Origin of the sequence: Prosthecobacter algae (genome assembly GCF_039542385.1) — a bacterium.
GTDB classification, from domain to species: Bacteria; Verrucomicrobiota; Verrucomicrobiia; order Verrucomicrobiales; family Verrucomicrobiaceae; genus Prosthecobacter; species Prosthecobacter algae.
This window is the reverse complement of sequence record NZ_BAABIA010000002.1, coordinates 278535-294220: the sequence shown is the minus strand read 5'-3', so window position 1 is coordinate 294220 and position 15686 is coordinate 278535. Positions and strand designations below refer to the sequence as shown.

Genomic DNA, 15686 nt, shown 5'->3' with positions numbered 1-15686 from the left:
TTTTTTCAAGTTTTGTAACCCCGTGGGCGAAACTACGTACAGCACAGTATGATTAACATTTTGATCCGCCTTTTGACGCTTAATGCGCAAAACGTCATCCCAGAGATCCTCTGGGCTCTCTTGGCGATCTATGTTCTCAGTGTGCTGGTGACGATCACCAGTGTTTGGTCCACCGTTCGAAGTGGTAAGGCTCGTTTTTTATGGATTTTAGTGGTAGTGTTTGTTCCTTTCCTTGGGATTTTGGCGCATTGTGTTCACAGTTTGACACTTGCAGACCTCACTTCGTTGAAACAATTCGGTCTTTTCACCAAGCGATCTGCATGAGGCAGAGTGCAAGCTTCGATTCCTTCTAAAATTTATGGCAATGCAAAAAAAATCTCTTTTTTCAATCCGCCAAACGCTTGCTCGGTCTTGTTGGACTTGTCGGCACTGTGGTGACAGCGCAACATAGCGTTGCTGCGGAGCCGGGCTTGCCCGCAACTGAAACGCAGACGGTTGGATATTTTCCTACCATTGCTGAAGATACGCTTCTGCGAGGCCCGGCAGATTCAAGAAGTTTAGGCATTGGACTGTCTCCTGATTCCGTCGAAGGTCCCGATACTCGTGGGTTGGTGGCGACAGATCTGTTCCGTTACTATGACAACAACCCTGATTTTTATCAGCGGAATCAAGACTTCTTTCGACCGATTAACAAGGGATTGGGTGTTTTCACCGGACATGACGCTTTTACAGTCGAGACCGACAGATTGCAGCGCGCTTCTTTTACGGTCGATGGCAACTTCAATATCCTGACGCGCGAGTTCAATCCAGAACTTGCCCACATCAAGGCAGGTCCCCTTTATTTTGATGTTCTCTTCGCGGGTGCGGGTGTGATCTTTTCGGATTTTAATGGAGAATTGCCCGGCACAGATCTCGACCAGAATGACGACGGCTGGGCTGCCTTCGTTGAAGTGGGTGTTCGTGGTCTGCTCCGCCTTTCGGATTCGATCTACTTGTCAGTTGCGGCCAATCTCATTTACCTTCCTATGGAAAATGAGTTGGCCTTCCGTCTTGGAAATTCTGCCAATCCAGGTCTCCTCTTCCGTTTCAACCTCAATGAGCAACTCGGGGAATGGGAAATTCTCTTCTTTGACGAATTCCTCGGTCGTTCCGGTTTGGATGTTTTTGTGGATGCAGATTCCCCCGGTGTTGATCGTGCTGGCCGTTACTATTTTGGTTTCCTGTCCGACCGCTCCAACGATTTCTACAGCAGTAATCAGGCATTCTTCGTTAATACCGTTGGTTTCCGGGCTTCCCGGCCGTTGTTCGACAATCAGTGGCGTTTCGGCTCTGGTATCGAGCATTCGGATTATTGGACCAGCTTCTCTTTCGATGACCACGGCACGCGTGATTTTCTGGAATTGTTCATGCAGTATGAAGGTTCCACCATCCCTTTTGCTCCCCGCTTCAGCTATCAGTACGTCTCCAACGACGGCTACCGCAGTCTCCTTCATCAGCTCGAACTGCAGCTTACGGGCCGTTTGACAGAAAACCTCAACTGGCTCGGTGCTGCTGGTTACGCATTCCGGACGGGCGATGCTCCAGAAACCAACGACTTCATCTGGAGATTTGAATTGGATCACACCATCACCCGCTCCACTCGTCATTACCTGGCTGTGGGACAAGGCTACCAATACAATGAGTTCCAGGCTGACACTCGTCGCTCTACCTATGGTCGTTACGGGATCGATCAGAGAATCACCTCCCGCTTCAATATTGATGCTTTCGTGCAATACGCAGAAAACGAAACTTCGGTCAACAACCGCTTCCCGATCCGTGATCGTTTCGGCGCTGGTATGATCATGACCTACCTCCCTCTGGATTTCACCGCCATCCGGGCTATGGCCTTGTATGACCAGGTCGATCAGTCGACCACTACCGACGATTCCGCCCGCTGGCTGTATCGCGTGGAAGTTAATCAGCAGTTCAGCCACCGCCTGACTGGCAATGTCTTCTACCAATACGAGGAGATGAACAGCGACGTCAACCCGTTCACCGAACACTTCTTTGGCGTCTCCATGCGCCGTTACTTCTAATTTTTCGCCCTCGACGAGACGCTCCGAACGCACTTCCAAAACTTGAGAAATCTATGAAAACAGGTAAACGGTATTCCAACATGAAATCAAACAGACTGACGAACGTGATCTCCGCCCTGGTGCTCGGTTCCACCATGTCCGCACTTGCAGGTGATCCTAAAGGTGTGGTCGAGCCGACCCCTCCTGCTTTGCAAACCAACCGGGACATCCCCGCTGATTTCCACAAGTATTTCGGCCAGCGCGTCAATAGCTGGCGCGACCGCGAGCGTCAGATCGCCAAGATGGATATGGATGCCGACATGAACCATGACGGCACCATCAGCAATACCGATCCTGCCGACAACGGTGCTTTCGAAGCCACCCCTCCTGGAATGATCCTTGGCGTGGGCGAGCGCACCCGTGTGGTGATCCGTCTGGTCCCATACCGCATTGATTTCGATGGCGAAGTGGTCGTCACCCTTGAAGTCGAAGGCATCAATCGTTCGGCCAAAACGGGTGAGTTTGCTTCTTTTGACGAGGAAATCGCCTCCATGGGCCACATTCGCGTTTGGAAAGACTCCTCCAAGAAGCAGCTTCTTTTGGATTCCAGAGATCCGGCCAAGCGTGTGGTAGAGTTCGCCACCCAATACAAGACCTACCCTTACAACCTTCCTCTGGAAGTCCCTCGTTTTGTGTTCGTGGAAGGCGTTTCTTCCTCCCCCATCCACACGGGTGATGTCCGTCTCCTGATCACCTGCTCTCACCGCGCTATCGGTGAAGCTGGTTATGCAGATCTGACCTCCGGCAAAACATCGGGCAAGACCTTCGGTAAAACTCCTGAGCCAGCTCCTGAGAAAAAGCCTCTTTTCAAGAGCTTCCGGACCAGCTTTGACCACATTCTTTTCACGGTGCAGCCAACCCCGTCGCCTAAAGAATTCATCAACGGCAACAACGAAGGCGTCTGGATCAGTCCAAATGGCAGCTACTAATTAAATAGCGCATTTCTCAGTTTCGAGGAGGATTGATAAATTTTTGTCAATCCTCCTCCGTATTTTACCAGCCAGACGATTTAGGACCAGACCAGACTGCCCGTGATGACGTTTACCCGTTTTAATTCTCCCTCGAAACTCTGCGGGGTGCTGCTGCTGATTTCGTTGCTTCCGCAATGTACAACCGAGCCTACTCAAGATCTCATGCCCGTGGCCCCAAGGATTTCCGGGGCACCGCCAGCGCCTGCGCGTCCGGTGTTTCTTGCGGGTGACCAGCTTGAGCTGTTCGTGAAGGAAGACCTCACTCTCAATGGCAGTTATTTGGTGAGAGAAGGCGGTTACATCGTTATACCGCGTGCTGGCCGGGTGACTGTCGCCGGGCTGTCCCGCGAAGAAGCTGAGCCTCGCGTTCGGGAGTTTCTGCTGAAGACCCAGCTCAAAGAAGCCACGGTCATCGTCGAACGTACTCCAAGTGTGGCTAATTCGACGGCGGTGGGCGGCGGCGGTGCAGCGACGGCCAGCATCCCTCGCGTTTTGATTTACATCACGGGCAGCGTCCCCCGCACTGGCGGCCATGCCATCCCTGTTCCTCCAGGAAAGACGGTGGGTGTTTATGAAGCCCTGCTGATTAGTGGTGGGCTCGGCAAGTTTGCGACTTTGGATAAGGTCGAGATTTTCAGGTTCGATGCCAACGGACGTCGCAAGAAATCGGTCATCGACATGCGCCCCATCATGAAAGGTGAGGCTGAAGACCCAGGCATTGCTGAGGGTGACATCATCAACGTGCCTGAAAAAGTCTTCGGATTTTAATCACATTATTGGGTGCTTCCGCACACCAAGCTGCCATGTTGAACCGTTGCGACTGTCGCTGCTGGCTTCCCGCATCAGGTGGCTTTTCATGCTATGAATTCTAAAGCAAACAGTTCCAGTTCCAAATCTTCGAAGCTCGATGGTTCTACCATCATGCGGATCATTTTGGGATACGATGAGTATTGGCGTCTCATGATCATCCTGATGATGAACGGGGTTCTGGCAGCCACCTGCTACTTTGTTTATGCCAGTGCGGCTTATCAGTCCCAGTCGCTCGTCCGGGTAAATTCCTTCATTGTCGCCAATGATGCCGCCCAGGGACTGCCGGATGGCGACCGCACTTACCGCCAGCTCCGGGCCCTTTCGGATCAGATGATGTCCGGCTATCTGGTTTTGGAAGCGGCCAAGAAGATAGGTATCGCAGATTCCACCACCACCTACGATTACCTCCGGGATACGGTGTTGCGGGTTTGCCGCGTCACGATGCTGGACCAAAGCCACCTGGAAATCCTCATCGTCTCCTTGTCGCCGGAAGTTGTCCGGGACATGCCCAAGGCGCTCGTTGAGGTTTTTGAGGAAGTCCGTCTCAAGATGCGTGATGAATATCGCGAGCAGGCCATCAAACGCTATGCTCAGGAGATCAGTGAAGTCCGCAAAAAGGTCTCGGAGCAGTTGGACAACAAGTTGAAGTTTGAGGAGCAAAGCGCCCTCGCCAGCGCGCAGATTGAAATGGAGCGGTTGAGTAACATCCCCGTGGACATTGTCAGGACGAAATACCGCCTGAAGGAGCATGAAGAAATCAATGCGGTACTGAGCCAGCAGCAGAGTGTTCTGGATGTCGTCGGCAAGCTATCGCTTGTGACCAGTTTCACGGAGGGTGAAAAAGACCCGCTGGAAGCGGGACGTGTGGTTCGTAAAGCAGGGGGTGCTGCCCCATTCACCTTCAGCAGCCCTTCCACCGACAAAAAAGTAACCCAGCTAGTGGTCCAGCCTAACATGGTGGACGGGCTGAAGCCTTGGCAGGAACTTGAGAAAAACAAGCGTTCCCTGGAAGAAAAGATTCGTTTTGCCCGCCTCAAATTCCTCGATGGACATCCCGAGGTGCAGAAGCTGGTGGATGAGCTCAAGCAGGTCGAGGCCGCTCTCGAAATCGAATTGCAAGTGGCTTTATCCGCCTTTGCTTTGGAGAAAGACCGCTTGGCGGAAAAGGTCCAGGAACTGGAAAGCAAACTTCCCGAGTATCATCTCTCCACCAAGACCTTTGATATCAAAAAGCAGGATTACGACCTCCTGGAAAAAAGCCAGCTTGCCTGGGACAAGGCTTATGAAAAGCTCAGCCAGCGTGTGGAAAGTCTGGAGTTCGATTCCGACAGCTCTTCGCTCACCCTGGAGTTCCGCGGATTCACCAATCTGCGCGATGGCGTGCCCATTTCTCCCAACAAGTCCAGACTCTTGATGATGGGCGCTCTTCTTGGGTTGGGCTTGGCAGGTGGCGTCCCTTTCCTGCTCAAGCGTTTCGACAGCTCTGTGGTCGAACTCAACGAATTTGAAGGCAGCCTCGGCATCACAGGCATTGGCTTGGTACCCCTTACGGATCCTAAAATTCTTGAGGAACTGAACCGGTCTCCGGCCATTGGCTCCACGGTGCCCAATGCACTTCTGGAGAACTTCCGTCTGATTCGCAGCAGCATCCTACTCAACCGAGGCCCCAAAGGGGATGGTCGAGTCATCATGATCACCAGTGCGCGTCCTGGTGAAGGCAAAACGACCGTCTCAGCCAACATCTCTTGGGCGTTTTCCTCCCTTGGCGATCGCACTTTGCTGATTGATTGCGATCTTCGTCGCGGTCGCGTTCACAATGTGGTCGGTGCCTCCAATGTGGTGGGCATGACCGATCTTCTGACTGGGCGCGCGACTCTGGATGAATGCATCAAAAAATCCTCCACGGACAATCTGTGGACGATCTCTCGTGGTGCCGTCGTTCCAGGGACGACGGAATTGCTGAATTCCGGTGTATTCGCGGCCCTGCTCGATGAGCTGAAAATGAAGTATGACCGCATCATCCTGGACACTCCGCCTGTCCTGGGATTGAGCGAGACTGCCTTCCTTCAGCATCATGCCGAAGGCATTGTCATTGTGGTGCGCTGTGGCGTCACCCTGCGTAAGGATGTCGAGGATGCAGTTCAGTCCCTGAAAAAACTCGGCGGTCACTTTTACGGCTTTGTGCTCAACGGTGTTGACTTTACCAAGAGGGCCAACCACTACCACTATTACTATTACTCCTCCAGTTACTACGATGCGAACTGGGATGAGGAAGAGCCCAAAAAGCAGATCTGATCCCCATCCGCCGCTTTTGGCACCTTGCCTGAAAAAGGCTGCATAAACTGCGCAATTTGATCTTTGGACGGATCGTTTTTACTTCCCTTTTTTCCGTCCATTCTTCACAACCATCGACTTCTGATTTTAAAATCCTATGAGTAATTCCAAGCCAAAACTTCATAATGCAATGTGGCCCGGACTGGTGGGCAAAGGTGACGCGGAGGGGCAGGAGCCGCCGATCAGTCTCGAACGCATGCTGGACCTCACCGCTGCCGCTGAAGTCGGCGGCCAGAAGTTCGAAGGCATCGACTATTTCCTTTTCCATCCGCACACGGACCCGACGGCCAGCGACGACGAATTAAAGAAGATCGCGGATCTCATCGCAGGCAAAGGTTTCGATGTCGGTTCCCTCGTGGCACCAGTGTGGCCAGGCACCGTCGGTGATTCCGCCATGGGCGACGATGCCTCCCAGGCCAAGTTTCTGGATGCCGTGAAGGTCGCTTGCCGCATCGCCAAGGTCTTCAATGAGCATGGCGTGCGCAAATACGGCGTGATCCGCGTGGACTCCGCCGAGTTTGGCGTGGCCAAATGGCGTGAAAACCCAACGGTGAACACCGCCCGCATTGTGGACACCTTCCAGAAGGCGGCCAAAATCGCCGCCGATCATGGCGAACGCCTGGCTGCCGAAGGCGAAATCTGCTGGGCAGGCATGCATTCCTGGAAGGACATGCTGGATGTGCTGGAAGGCGTGGGCATGCCGGAATCCTTTGGTTTCCAGGCCGATCTGGCCCACACCTACCTCTACACCCTGGGCTACAATGCGCCTGAGCATGCCCTCGTTCAAGAAGGCTACAGCGATGCCGATTTCTGGGCGGCCTATGAGAAGATGACTGACAAGCTGCGCCCTTGGACCATTGACTTCCACGTCGCGCAAAATGACGGCCAGGTGCACGGTGCCGGTTCTCATGACAAGACGGGGAAACACTGCCCGGCTGACGATCCTAATGGCAAACTCGACATCACCAAAGCCGCTGGTTACTGGCTCAAGGATGCCCAGAGCCGTGGCATCCAGCACATCTGCTGGGACGGCTGCATGTTCCCGAACGCCATGCTCGAGAAACCAGACACCTGGAACAAGATTCTCGAGGCCATGATCAAGGTGCGCGATGCCCACGGCTGGCAGTGAGTTTCCCGGGTTGATCCCGTCCTGCAGCCTGAGAGGCTTTTGCTCTCTCAGGCTGTTTGCATTTGATTTGGAGTTGTCCCTTTCCGGTTCGGAGATTACCAAGTGACGCTCGTATCTCAGGTATGTCCGACCTCCCCTTCCACTATGCCATTCACCAGGCAGTAGAGAAAGATCCCCGCTATCACCCTCATGCTTATGAGTTTGTGCGGGATGCTCTGCATGTTGCGGTAAAGCACTTTCGTGAAGGGCAGGAGGACCAGCATGTCACTGGCCAGGAAGTCCTAGAAGGGGTGCGCCAGCATGCCATCGCTGAATATGGGCCGATGGCCTTCACCATTCTCAGCGAATGGGGCCTTCACCAGGGGGAAGATGTAGGAAACATCGTTTATAACCTGATTGAGACCAGCTACTTCGGCAAAAACGAGGGAGACAGTCTCGAAGACTTCGCGGGCGGCTATGATTTTGAAACGGCACTGACTGAGCCCTTCAGACCTCGGTTGCACCGCTCGCCCAAAGAATTGTCGGAGTAACGAGGAGCCTAGCCTCCCATTCATGGCGAAAGAAACCCGGTGATAACCCAGAATTGGGCAAGGTGGAGCTTGAGCCTGGCGGAACTCTTGCCATTCTGCGCGCCTCATGTCCGCTATTCCAGCCGAGTTTACCAACGTCACCGCCGTCACCAAAGCCAACATCTATTTTGACGGCAAAGTCGTCAGCCATAGCGTGCTGTTCCCCGATGGTAGCAAAAAGACGCTGGGTCTGATCTATCCTGGGTCCTACCACTTCGGCACTGATAAGGCCGAGCGCATGGAAGTCGTAGCCGGTACTTGCGAGGTCAAGCTCGACGGCAGCGACGAAAAGATCGTTTACAATGGTGGTGAGTACTTCGACGTGCCGGCCAAGTCAGGCTTCGAAATCGCTGTCTCTGCCGGCATCTTCGAGTACATCTGTTCCTTCATTGACTGAGGCCACCCGGCGGTCTCCCGCCCGGACGGCCCCTAGCTTTCAAGGCTGGGAGACCTTGGCCCATTCTTCACGCAGGATGGGGTCCAGAGTTTGGGTCCACTTGGCATAGCCAGCAGGGCTGAGGTGCAGCAGATCTTTGACGTAATATTTGCGGATGGGGTGCCCCTTTTCATCCGCCAAGTAGCTGGTGCAGTCCACATAGCGCACCCAGTCTTTGCCCTGAATCCAGGCCTGCAGCAGGCGATTGAGTTCCTTTACTTGCGGAATCTGGGCGATGCGTTTTTCACCGATCTTCACGGAGGTGACGATGACGCGGGTCATTGGCAGATTTGCATGCACCATGTCCAGAAATCGGGTGTAATCTGCCAAAGCCTCCAGCGGCGTCAATTTGGCATTGATGTCGTTGCTGCCAGTGTAGGTCACCAGCAGCTTGGGTTCATGGCGGGCCACTACCGTGTCGAAGTGAACGATGAGATCATTGGCCACGCTGCCGCCAAAGCCGCAGTTCAGCACGGGCAGTCCTGGGAAATCTTCGTTGAGGGTCTTCCACAGACGGATGCTGGAACTACCGGTGAAGACAATGCCGCCCTTGTCGGCTGGCTTCGCGGCCAAGGCGGCGATTTCCTTGGCAAAACGCTGCGGGTTCGGACGTGGGGTGGATTCCTGAGCGACTAAACAGGAGGCGGCCAGAAACAGGCTGAGAACAAGCGCGGACTTCATGAGGAGGCTGAAAGGTGTTGGTAGAGATCAGTTCTTGGGGAAGGGGATGAGGCCGTCATTGGCCTCGGTCAGCGGCTGCGGTGTGCTACCGGGTTGGACAAAAAGGAACGAGTTGGAAAAGCCATTGTTGCGGAGGATGTGGCGTTCCTTGTCGGTCGCGGGCTGTTCGTTCAAGATGCTCACGCCGGTTTCACATTCGCCCACTTCGTTGCCTTCGATCAGGCAGGCGCTGGAGTTGAGAAGATCAAAGGCCTTGCGGACTCGGGTGATTCGATTTCCACGGGCAGTGCAGTCCTTGGAGAAATTCCAGAAACCCACCGCTTGGGCTCCGCCGTCCCGGAAGCTGCAGCGTTCGACCCCGCCGCCTTCCGTGTTGTGGAAGAGCACACCGCTGGCTAAAAAGTTTTGCAGCAGACAGTCGCGGATGGTGATGTCTTTGAAGGCGGCCTTTGCCGGGGCCGTCATGCCATCCAACCGGATCAGGTCGGTCACCTGGCCTTTGTTTTCAAAGGAGCCATCCAGGGTGAGGTTGGCAATTTCCAGCGTTTCACCTGTACCCGTGAGGGTGATGAGAGCAGAAGACGTGGAGGGATCTGCCGGGGTTCGTAGCTTCAGGATGCATCGCTCCTTGTTCACGCCGCGGAAGGCCAGTTTTTTGGCCTTTTTGAGGATGAGCCCCTGGTCCAGGACATGAGTCCCTTCAGGCACTGTGACGATGCCGCCACCCGCCTGGATGGCTTCATCAATCCATTGCTGGAGAGGTGGTGCCTCCCCATGCACGAGGGGGCAGAGGGTGAGGACCAGCAGGGCGAAAAAGGGACGCATCAGAACCTGTCGCGCTTGGAGGGGCACTTCTTGCGTCCAGGGAGACTACTTCTTGATCTCGATAAACTTGCCGGCCACGCCCCAGGCGAGCTCTTCGCGAGGAAGTACGCCGTCACCGCCCACATAAAACTTGCTGGCGACGATGTAGTTTTGGCGCTGAATGGCCCCCTGCTTTCCGCCGGAGACCATATCTGCCACGGCCAGGCCCACCGTGCCTGCGATGCCAGCCTTCTGGCGCACGTGTTCGCGGAATTCAGCCTCCGTGGGATTTGTCAGTGCCAGTCCGACAGTCGCGATGATGAGGATGAGGATAGGAAGTTTCATGACTCCTATGATGCACAGCGGCGGCCAGACACCAAGGCTTAAATCATCACGAATAAGTTCGTTTTCACGGGCGGGTCATCTTGCGTTTCAGCTTCTTCAGCAAGTCTGGGTTTCCCTCCAGTTCCTCCATCAGCAGCGTCAGCACGTCCAATGTCTGGCGGCTGATGTGGTGCTCCATACCTTCCACATCGTGGTGCACCGTTTCTGCATCCAGGCCAAAGGTGGACAAAAGACGGGTCAGCACCTCATGGCGGCGGGCGATCTCCTGGCCGATTTTGCGCCCCTCCTCGGTCAGCACCACGCCACGGTAACGTTCGTAAACAAGGTAACCTTCAGCGTCCAGTTTCTGGATCATATTGGTCACACTGGCCTGGGAGATGCTCAGATTTTGCGCGATGTCCACCACCCGTGCATAGCCCTTCCCCTCGATCAAATTGTGGATCTGTTCCAGGTAGTCCTCAATGGCCGGGGAGTGGACGTGGGCGGTGGTTTCTTTGCGCTTGGCGGGCATCGCCAAACCCATACATCAGGCAGAGGGAAGGAAAAATGGATTTCTGACAGGCATGGAAACAAAAGTTAGCCTGGGCTAACTTTTGAGTTGTGAAGTAGCCTAGGCTGATGAAATTAGTCACACCTAACATTATCATGTCAGCCAATATCGTTCGCATCTCACTCCTGCTGCTCACGGCAGCCTTCGGTCACGCGGGTTCGCCGCCGCTGCTTTCGCCCTCCGCGACCGAGATCCGGCCTATGAGCACGGACCGCCCCGACACGACCGAGTCTCCCATCACCGTGCCAGCCGGGATGTTTCAGGTGGAGATGAGCTTCTTCGATTACGAGCGCGACAGCTTTGAGGGGGAGCAGGTGGAATCCTGGGTGCTGGGGCAGATGAATCTCAAGGCGGGTCTTTCTCCAGATGTGGATCTCCAGGTCGTCTTCAACAGCTATCAGGAAGTGCGGCTGAAGTCAGGCTCCCAGTCGGATCGGTTCTCAGGTTTCGGGGATGTGACCGTGCGGCTGAAGAAAAACCTCTGGGGCAACGATTCCGGGCAGACTGCCCTGGCCCTGATGCCTTATGTCACCATTCCCACCGGGTCGGAGCTGAGTTCCGAAGTCTGGGAGGGCGGCTTGATTGTCCCCTTTTCTGTGAGCCTCACCGAGCGCCTGAATCTCGGCCTGATGGCGCAGATGGACATCGTGCATGACGTGGAGACGGGAGGCCAGGATCTGGAATTCCTGCATTCCGCCACCCTCGGTTTCGGCCTCACGGAGATTCTGGGCATGTACCTGGAGCTGGTCGGCATCGCTGGAGAGGATGCCAATTACATGGCCCTTTTTGATGCGGGGCTGACCCTGGCCGTGACAGATAATCTGGTCTTCGATGCGGGCGTACGCATCGGGTTGAACCGTCCTGCCCCTGACTTTGGCGTCTTTTCCGGCGTGAGCTTCCGCTTCTAATTTTTGCCACCATGAAACATCGCTTCTTCCTCCTTCTCTTGGCAGCCTCTCTGGCTTCCTGCGGTCCCTCCTCCACACCGGCCAAGGGTGGTCCCAAACGCATCCTCACCACCTTCACCATCATCCAGGACATGGCCCAAAATGTGGCCGGGGATGTGGCCATCGTGGAATCCATCACCAAACCGGGTGCGGAGATCCATGACTATGAGCCTACCCCTCTGGACCTGGTGAAGGCCCAGCGCGCCGATCTGGTGCTGTGGAACGGCATGGGGCTGGAACGCTGGTTTGAAAAATTCCTCCAGCAGGTGAAGGACGTGCCTAGTGCGGTGCTCACCGAGGGCATCGAGCCCATCGGCATCGGTGAAGGCCCCTACACGGGCAAGCCCAACCCGCATTCCTGGATGTCCCCTGCCAACGCCGTGGTTTATGTCGAGAACATCCGCCGGGCCCTGGTGAAAATCGACCCCTCCAACGAGGCAGCTTACAATGCCAATGCCGCTGCCTACACTGAAAAGCTGAAGGCGGTGGACGAACCCGTGCGAAAAAAGCTGGAGACCCTGCCTGCGGAGCAACGCTGGCTCGTAAGCTGCGAGGGAGCCTTCTCTTATCTGACCCGCAACTACGCCATGAAAGAGCTCTATCTCTGGCCCATCAATGCCGATGAAGAAGGCACCCCCCAGCAGGTGCAGAAGGTCATGGACACCGTGCGTGCCAAGCGCATCCCCGTGGTCTTTTCCGAAAGCACCGTCAGTGATAAAGCCATGCGCCAAGTGGCCAAGGAAACGGGTGCACGTTATGGCGGCGTGCTCTATGTGGATTCATTGACAGGCAACGAAGGTCCGGCACCCACGTATCTGAAATTGCTGCAATACAATGCCGACACCATCGTGAAGGCATTCACCGCTCCCTGATCCTCCATGTCTGCCGTCCCCCCGCCGATCTCTGTCGAAGTTGCCGATGTCACCGTGGCCTACGCAAACGGGCACATTGCGCTGCGGGATGCCTCCTTCACTCTCCAGGCCGGGACCATCTGCGCGCTGGTGGGGGTGAATGGCAGCGGCAAGAGCACGCTTTTCAAGTCCATCATGGGCTTCCTCAAGCCAGCCAAAGGACAGGTGCGCATCGCCGGGGACAGCGTCGCCGTGGCCCGCCGCAACAAGCTGGTGGCCTATGTGCCCCAGAGTGAGGAGGTGGACTGGACTTTCCCCGTCAGCGTTTGGGATGTGGTGATGATGGGACGTTACGGCCACATGAACTTCATGCGCATCCCCCGGGCGGAGGACAAGCGCATCGTCCAGGAAAGCCTGGAGCGTGTGGGCATGGAGGGATTCAAGGAACGCCAGATCGGCGAGCTCTCCGGCGGGCAGAAAAAGCGTGTCTTCCTGGCCCGCGCCCTCGCCCAGAAGGGGCGCATCATGATGCTGGACGAGCCCTTCACCGGCGTGGATGTGCAAACAGAGACTGCCATTATAGAACTGCTGCGCTCTTTGCGTGAGGAAGGGCACATCATCCTGGTCTCCACGCACAACTTGGGCAGCGTGCCTGAATTTTGCGACCAGGTCGTCCTCATCAACCGCACCGTCCTTGCCTACGGGCCGACAGACCAAGTCTTCACAGAGAAAAATCTCACTCATGCCTTTGGTGGTGTGCTGCGCCAGTTCCACTTCGAACAGTCCACCATTCAGGAGCACGACGGCCGCACGGTGAAGCTCCTCTCCGATGATGAGCGCCCGCTCGTCTTTGGCAAAGATGGGCACCTGGAATACACTGACCGCCAGGGGCGCGAAAACCTCGTGCGGGAACGGGCCAAGGAGGTGGGGGAATGAACGAACTCCTCACCCCCTTTCACTACGAGTACATGGTCAAGGCCATCCTCGTCAGCGGCCTCATCGGCGGGGTGTGCGCTTTTCTGTCCTGCTTCATCACGCTCAAAGGCTGGTCGCTGATGGGGGATGCCCTTTCCCATGCGGTGGTGCCGGGTGTTTCGCTGGCCTGGATGGCCGGGCTGCCTTTCTCTGTCGGTGCATTCATCGCAGGGGTGCTGGCCGCCCTGGGCATGGGCTGGGTGAAGGCCAATTCGCGCTTGCGGGAGGATGCCGTCATTGGCGTCGTCTTCACCACCTTCTTTGCGGCGGGCCTGCTGCTGCTCACGCTTTACCCGAGCAACCTCAATCTACGCACCATCATCTTTGGCAATATCCTTGCCATCTCGGATCCGGACATCCTTCAGGTACTCATCATCTCAGCCATTGCCATTCTGATCCTGGGACTGAAGTGGAAGGACCTGCTGCTCTACTGCTTTGATGAAACCCACGCGCGCAGCATCGGGCTGAATACCCGCTTTCTGCACTTCCTCCTTCTCGCCCTGCTTTCGGCCACCGCCGTCGCGGCCCTGCAAACCGTGGGCGCATGTCTAGTCGTGGCCATGCTCGTGACCCCAGGTGCCACGGCTTATCTGCTGACGGATCGCTTTGGCAAAATGCTAGGCATCGCCACCGGCACGGGTGTTTTCTGCGGCGTCACTGGGGCCTATGCCAGCTATTACCTGAATGGCTCCACCGGTGGCTGCATCGTCGTATTGCAGACGGCCGTGTTTCTGACCGCTCTCGTCCTGGCCCCCAAGCATGGTCTGCTGGCTGCCCGCACACAACGTCAACTAGCCTCCCTGTCATGAGCTGGTACGAGCCCTTTCTTTACAGCTTCATGAACGAGGCGCTGCTGGTCGCGGCGCTCGTCGGGGCCGTTTGCGCCGTGCTGTCCTGCTACCTAGTGCTCAAGGGCTGGTCGCTGATGGGGGATGCCATCTCTCACGCCGTCCTTCCCGGAGTGGTACTGGCCTACCTAGCTGGGCTGCCGTTGCCTATCGGGGCCTTCGCCTCGGGCCTGCTCTGTGCTACGGCCACCGGCTGGATCAAGGCCAACAGCCGCATCAAGGAGGACACCGTCATGGGCATCGTCTTCACTGGCCTCTTTGCCCTCGGCTTGGTGATGTTTTCCAAAGTGCAGTCCGAGTTGCATTTGAATCACATCTTGTTCGGCAACGTGCTCGGCATCGAGCGCGATGACATGATCCAGACTGTGGTCACCGCCTCGCTCACGCTGATCATCCTCCTGCTTTTGCGAAAAGACCTGCTGCTTTTTTGTTTCGATCCCTCGCATGCCAGCGCCATCGGCCTGAACACGCGGGCCATCTACTATGTCTTTCTCTCTCTACTGGCCGCCACCATTGTGGCCTCCATGCAGGCGGTGGGCATCATTCTGGTGGTGGCCATGCTGGTGACCCCCGGCTGCACCGCCCGGCTGCTGACGGATCGTTTCGACTGGATGCTCACCCTCGCGGCCGCCTCCTCCGTGCTGGCGAGCTGCCTGGGCGTTTACGTGAGTTTTTTCATCAATGGCTCTACTGGTGCCTGCATCGTGCTGGCCCAGGCCCTGTTTTTCGTCCTGGCCTTCATTTTTGCGCCCCGGCATGGATTGATCGCCAGCCGGAGGGGACTTCGGGGCAGGGAGGCCTGAATCTGGTCATCCTTCCCCAGAAGCGTGAAACATAAAACAATCGCTTGCCAGATGCGCCCTGGCAGTGCAGAATGGCGGCCCGTTTCACAAGAACGGAACCACACTCCTGAGTAGCTCAGCGGTAGAGCGGGTGGCTGTTAACCACTAGGTCGTAGGTTCGAACCCTACCTCAGGAGCCATAAAAATAACACACGGCAGTGTAGCTCAGTGGTAGAGCAGAGGACTCATAAGCCTTTGGTCGGCGGTTCAAATCCGCCCTCTGCCACCACCTTGAAAATCAGGGGGAGACAAAAGGCAGGAAAACGGGCTGCATCACTTCAAGCGGGAACGCTGCGGATTAAAATCATCGGCGCGTTTTTTTTGGTGAGAGGACAGCATCTCTGCCAAAGAAATTGCAAATGGAACTCGAAGGAGTGGCCAGACCGATTGTAAAAAGCGGGTCTGAGAAGTAATGACGGGCGCAATACTGTGCAGCGGCAGCGAGGTAGGAACACAAAGAGTCATCCGCAGGTGATGTGA

General features: G+C 55.9%; 17 protein-coding genes and 2 tRNA genes. 15 read left to right on the top strand and 4 right to left on the bottom strand.

What is annotated here, in order from left to right; translation table 11 throughout:
- Positions 1–48: 48 nt before the first annotated feature.
- The 8 genes from ABEB25_RS04630 (at position 49) to ppnP (ending at position 8324) form a co-directional block, all read left to right on the top strand.
- Positions 49–324, top strand: coding sequence for a hypothetical protein (locus tag ABEB25_RS04630; protein WP_345735210.1), 276 nt, complete (start codon positions 49–51; stop codon positions 322–324).
- A 77-nt stretch (positions 325–401) separates the two neighbouring features.
- The gene (locus ABEB25_RS04625) at positions 402–2075 is read left to right on the top strand and encodes a hypothetical protein (RefSeq protein WP_345735209.1); all 1674 of its coding nucleotides are present in this window, start codon (positions 402–404) and stop codon (positions 2073–2075) included.
- Positions 2076–2155: 80 nt separating this feature from the next.
- Entirely contained in the window at positions 2156–3043 is an 888-nt protein-coding gene (locus tag ABEB25_RS04620; protein ID WP_345735208.1) for a hypothetical protein, read from the top strand.
- 204 nt (positions 3044–3247) lie between these two features.
- A complete protein-coding gene (locus tag ABEB25_RS04615) occupies positions 3248–3853 on the top strand; it encodes a polysaccharide biosynthesis/export family protein (protein WP_345735207.1) in 606 nt (201 codons plus the stop codon).
- Positions 3854–3946: 93 nt separating this feature from the next.
- Positions 3947–6190, top strand: coding sequence for a tyrosine-protein kinase domain-containing protein (locus ABEB25_RS04610; RefSeq protein ID WP_345735206.1), 2244 nt, complete (start codon positions 3947–3949; stop codon positions 6188–6190).
- Positions 6191–6359: 169 nt separating this feature from the next.
- Positions 6360–7358 (top strand): sugar phosphate isomerase/epimerase family protein, encoded by a 999-nt coding sequence (locus ABEB25_RS04605; protein WP_425571968.1) that lies wholly within the window; start codon positions 6360–6362, stop codon positions 7356–7358.
- Positions 7359–7480: 122 nt separating this feature from the next.
- On the top strand, positions 7481–7888 hold the full coding sequence (locus ABEB25_RS04600; RefSeq protein ID WP_345735204.1) for a Minf_1886 family protein: 408 nt from the start codon (positions 7481–7483) through the stop codon (positions 7886–7888).
- Between the two features lie 106 nt (positions 7889–7994).
- Complete coding sequence (ppnP, locus tag ABEB25_RS04595) at positions 7995–8324, top strand: pyrimidine/purine nucleoside phosphorylase (RefSeq protein WP_345735203.1); 330 nt, start codon at positions 7995–7997, stop codon at positions 8322–8324.
- Positions 8325–8363: 39 nt separating this feature from the next.
- On the opposite strand, the gene ABEB25_RS04590 is transcribed toward ppnP, so the two are convergent.
- From ABEB25_RS04590 to mntR, 4 genes are all read right to left on the bottom strand, one after another.
- A complete protein-coding gene (locus ABEB25_RS04590; protein ID WP_345735202.1) occupies positions 8364–9044 on the bottom strand; it encodes a GDSL-type esterase/lipase family protein in 681 nt (226 codons plus the stop codon).
- A 27-nt stretch (positions 9045–9071) separates the two neighbouring features.
- On the bottom strand, positions 9072–9869 hold the full coding sequence (locus ABEB25_RS04585; protein WP_345735201.1) for a right-handed parallel beta-helix repeat-containing protein: 798 nt from the start codon (positions 9867–9869) through the stop codon (positions 9072–9074).
- 45 nt (positions 9870–9914) lie between these two features.
- The gene (locus ABEB25_RS04580; protein WP_345735200.1) at positions 9915–10193 is read right to left on the bottom strand and encodes a hypothetical protein; all 279 of its coding nucleotides are present in this window, start codon (positions 10191–10193) and stop codon (positions 9915–9917) included.
- A gap of 64 nt (positions 10194–10257) precedes the next feature.
- Entirely contained in the window at positions 10258–10704 is a 447-nt protein-coding gene (gene mntR, locus ABEB25_RS04575) for a transcriptional regulator MntR (RefSeq protein WP_345735199.1), read from the bottom strand.
- A 134-nt stretch (positions 10705–10838) separates the two neighbouring features.
- Here mntR and ABEB25_RS04570 point away from each other — a divergent pair, with 134 nt between their 5' ends.
- The 7 genes from ABEB25_RS04570 to ABEB25_RS04540 all read left to right on the top strand — a co-directional run bounded on the left by ABEB25_RS04570 (position 10839) and on the right by ABEB25_RS04540 (position 15435).
- A complete protein-coding gene (locus ABEB25_RS04570) occupies positions 10839–11651 on the top strand; it encodes a transporter (protein WP_345735198.1) in 813 nt (270 codons plus the stop codon).
- Positions 11652–11662: 11 nt separating this feature from the next.
- Positions 11663–12562, top strand: a complete 900-nt coding sequence (locus tag ABEB25_RS04565; RefSeq protein ID WP_345735197.1) for a metal ABC transporter substrate-binding protein — start codon at positions 11663–11665, stop codon at positions 12560–12562.
- 6 nt (positions 12563–12568) lie between these two features.
- The gene (locus ABEB25_RS04560) at positions 12569–13477 is read left to right on the top strand and encodes a metal ABC transporter ATP-binding protein (RefSeq protein ID WP_345735196.1); all 909 of its coding nucleotides are present in this window, start codon (positions 12569–12571) and stop codon (positions 13475–13477) included.
- Complete coding sequence (locus ABEB25_RS04555) at positions 13474–14325, top strand: metal ABC transporter permease (RefSeq protein WP_345735195.1); 852 nt, start codon at positions 13474–13476, stop codon at positions 14323–14325. Before ABEB25_RS04560 ends, ABEB25_RS04555 begins: the two co-directional genes overlap by 4 nt.
- A complete protein-coding gene (locus ABEB25_RS04550; RefSeq protein WP_345735194.1) occupies positions 14322–15167 on the top strand; it encodes a metal ABC transporter permease in 846 nt (281 codons plus the stop codon). Before ABEB25_RS04555 ends, ABEB25_RS04550 begins: the two co-directional genes overlap by 4 nt.
- A 104-nt stretch (positions 15168–15271) precedes the next feature.
- Positions 15272–15346 (top strand) — tRNA-Asn (locus tag ABEB25_RS04545).
- A 14-nt stretch (positions 15347–15360) separates the two neighbouring features.
- Positions 15361–15435 (top strand) — tRNA-Met (locus ABEB25_RS04540).
- The last annotated feature ends 251 nt before the right edge of the window (positions 15436–15686 follow it).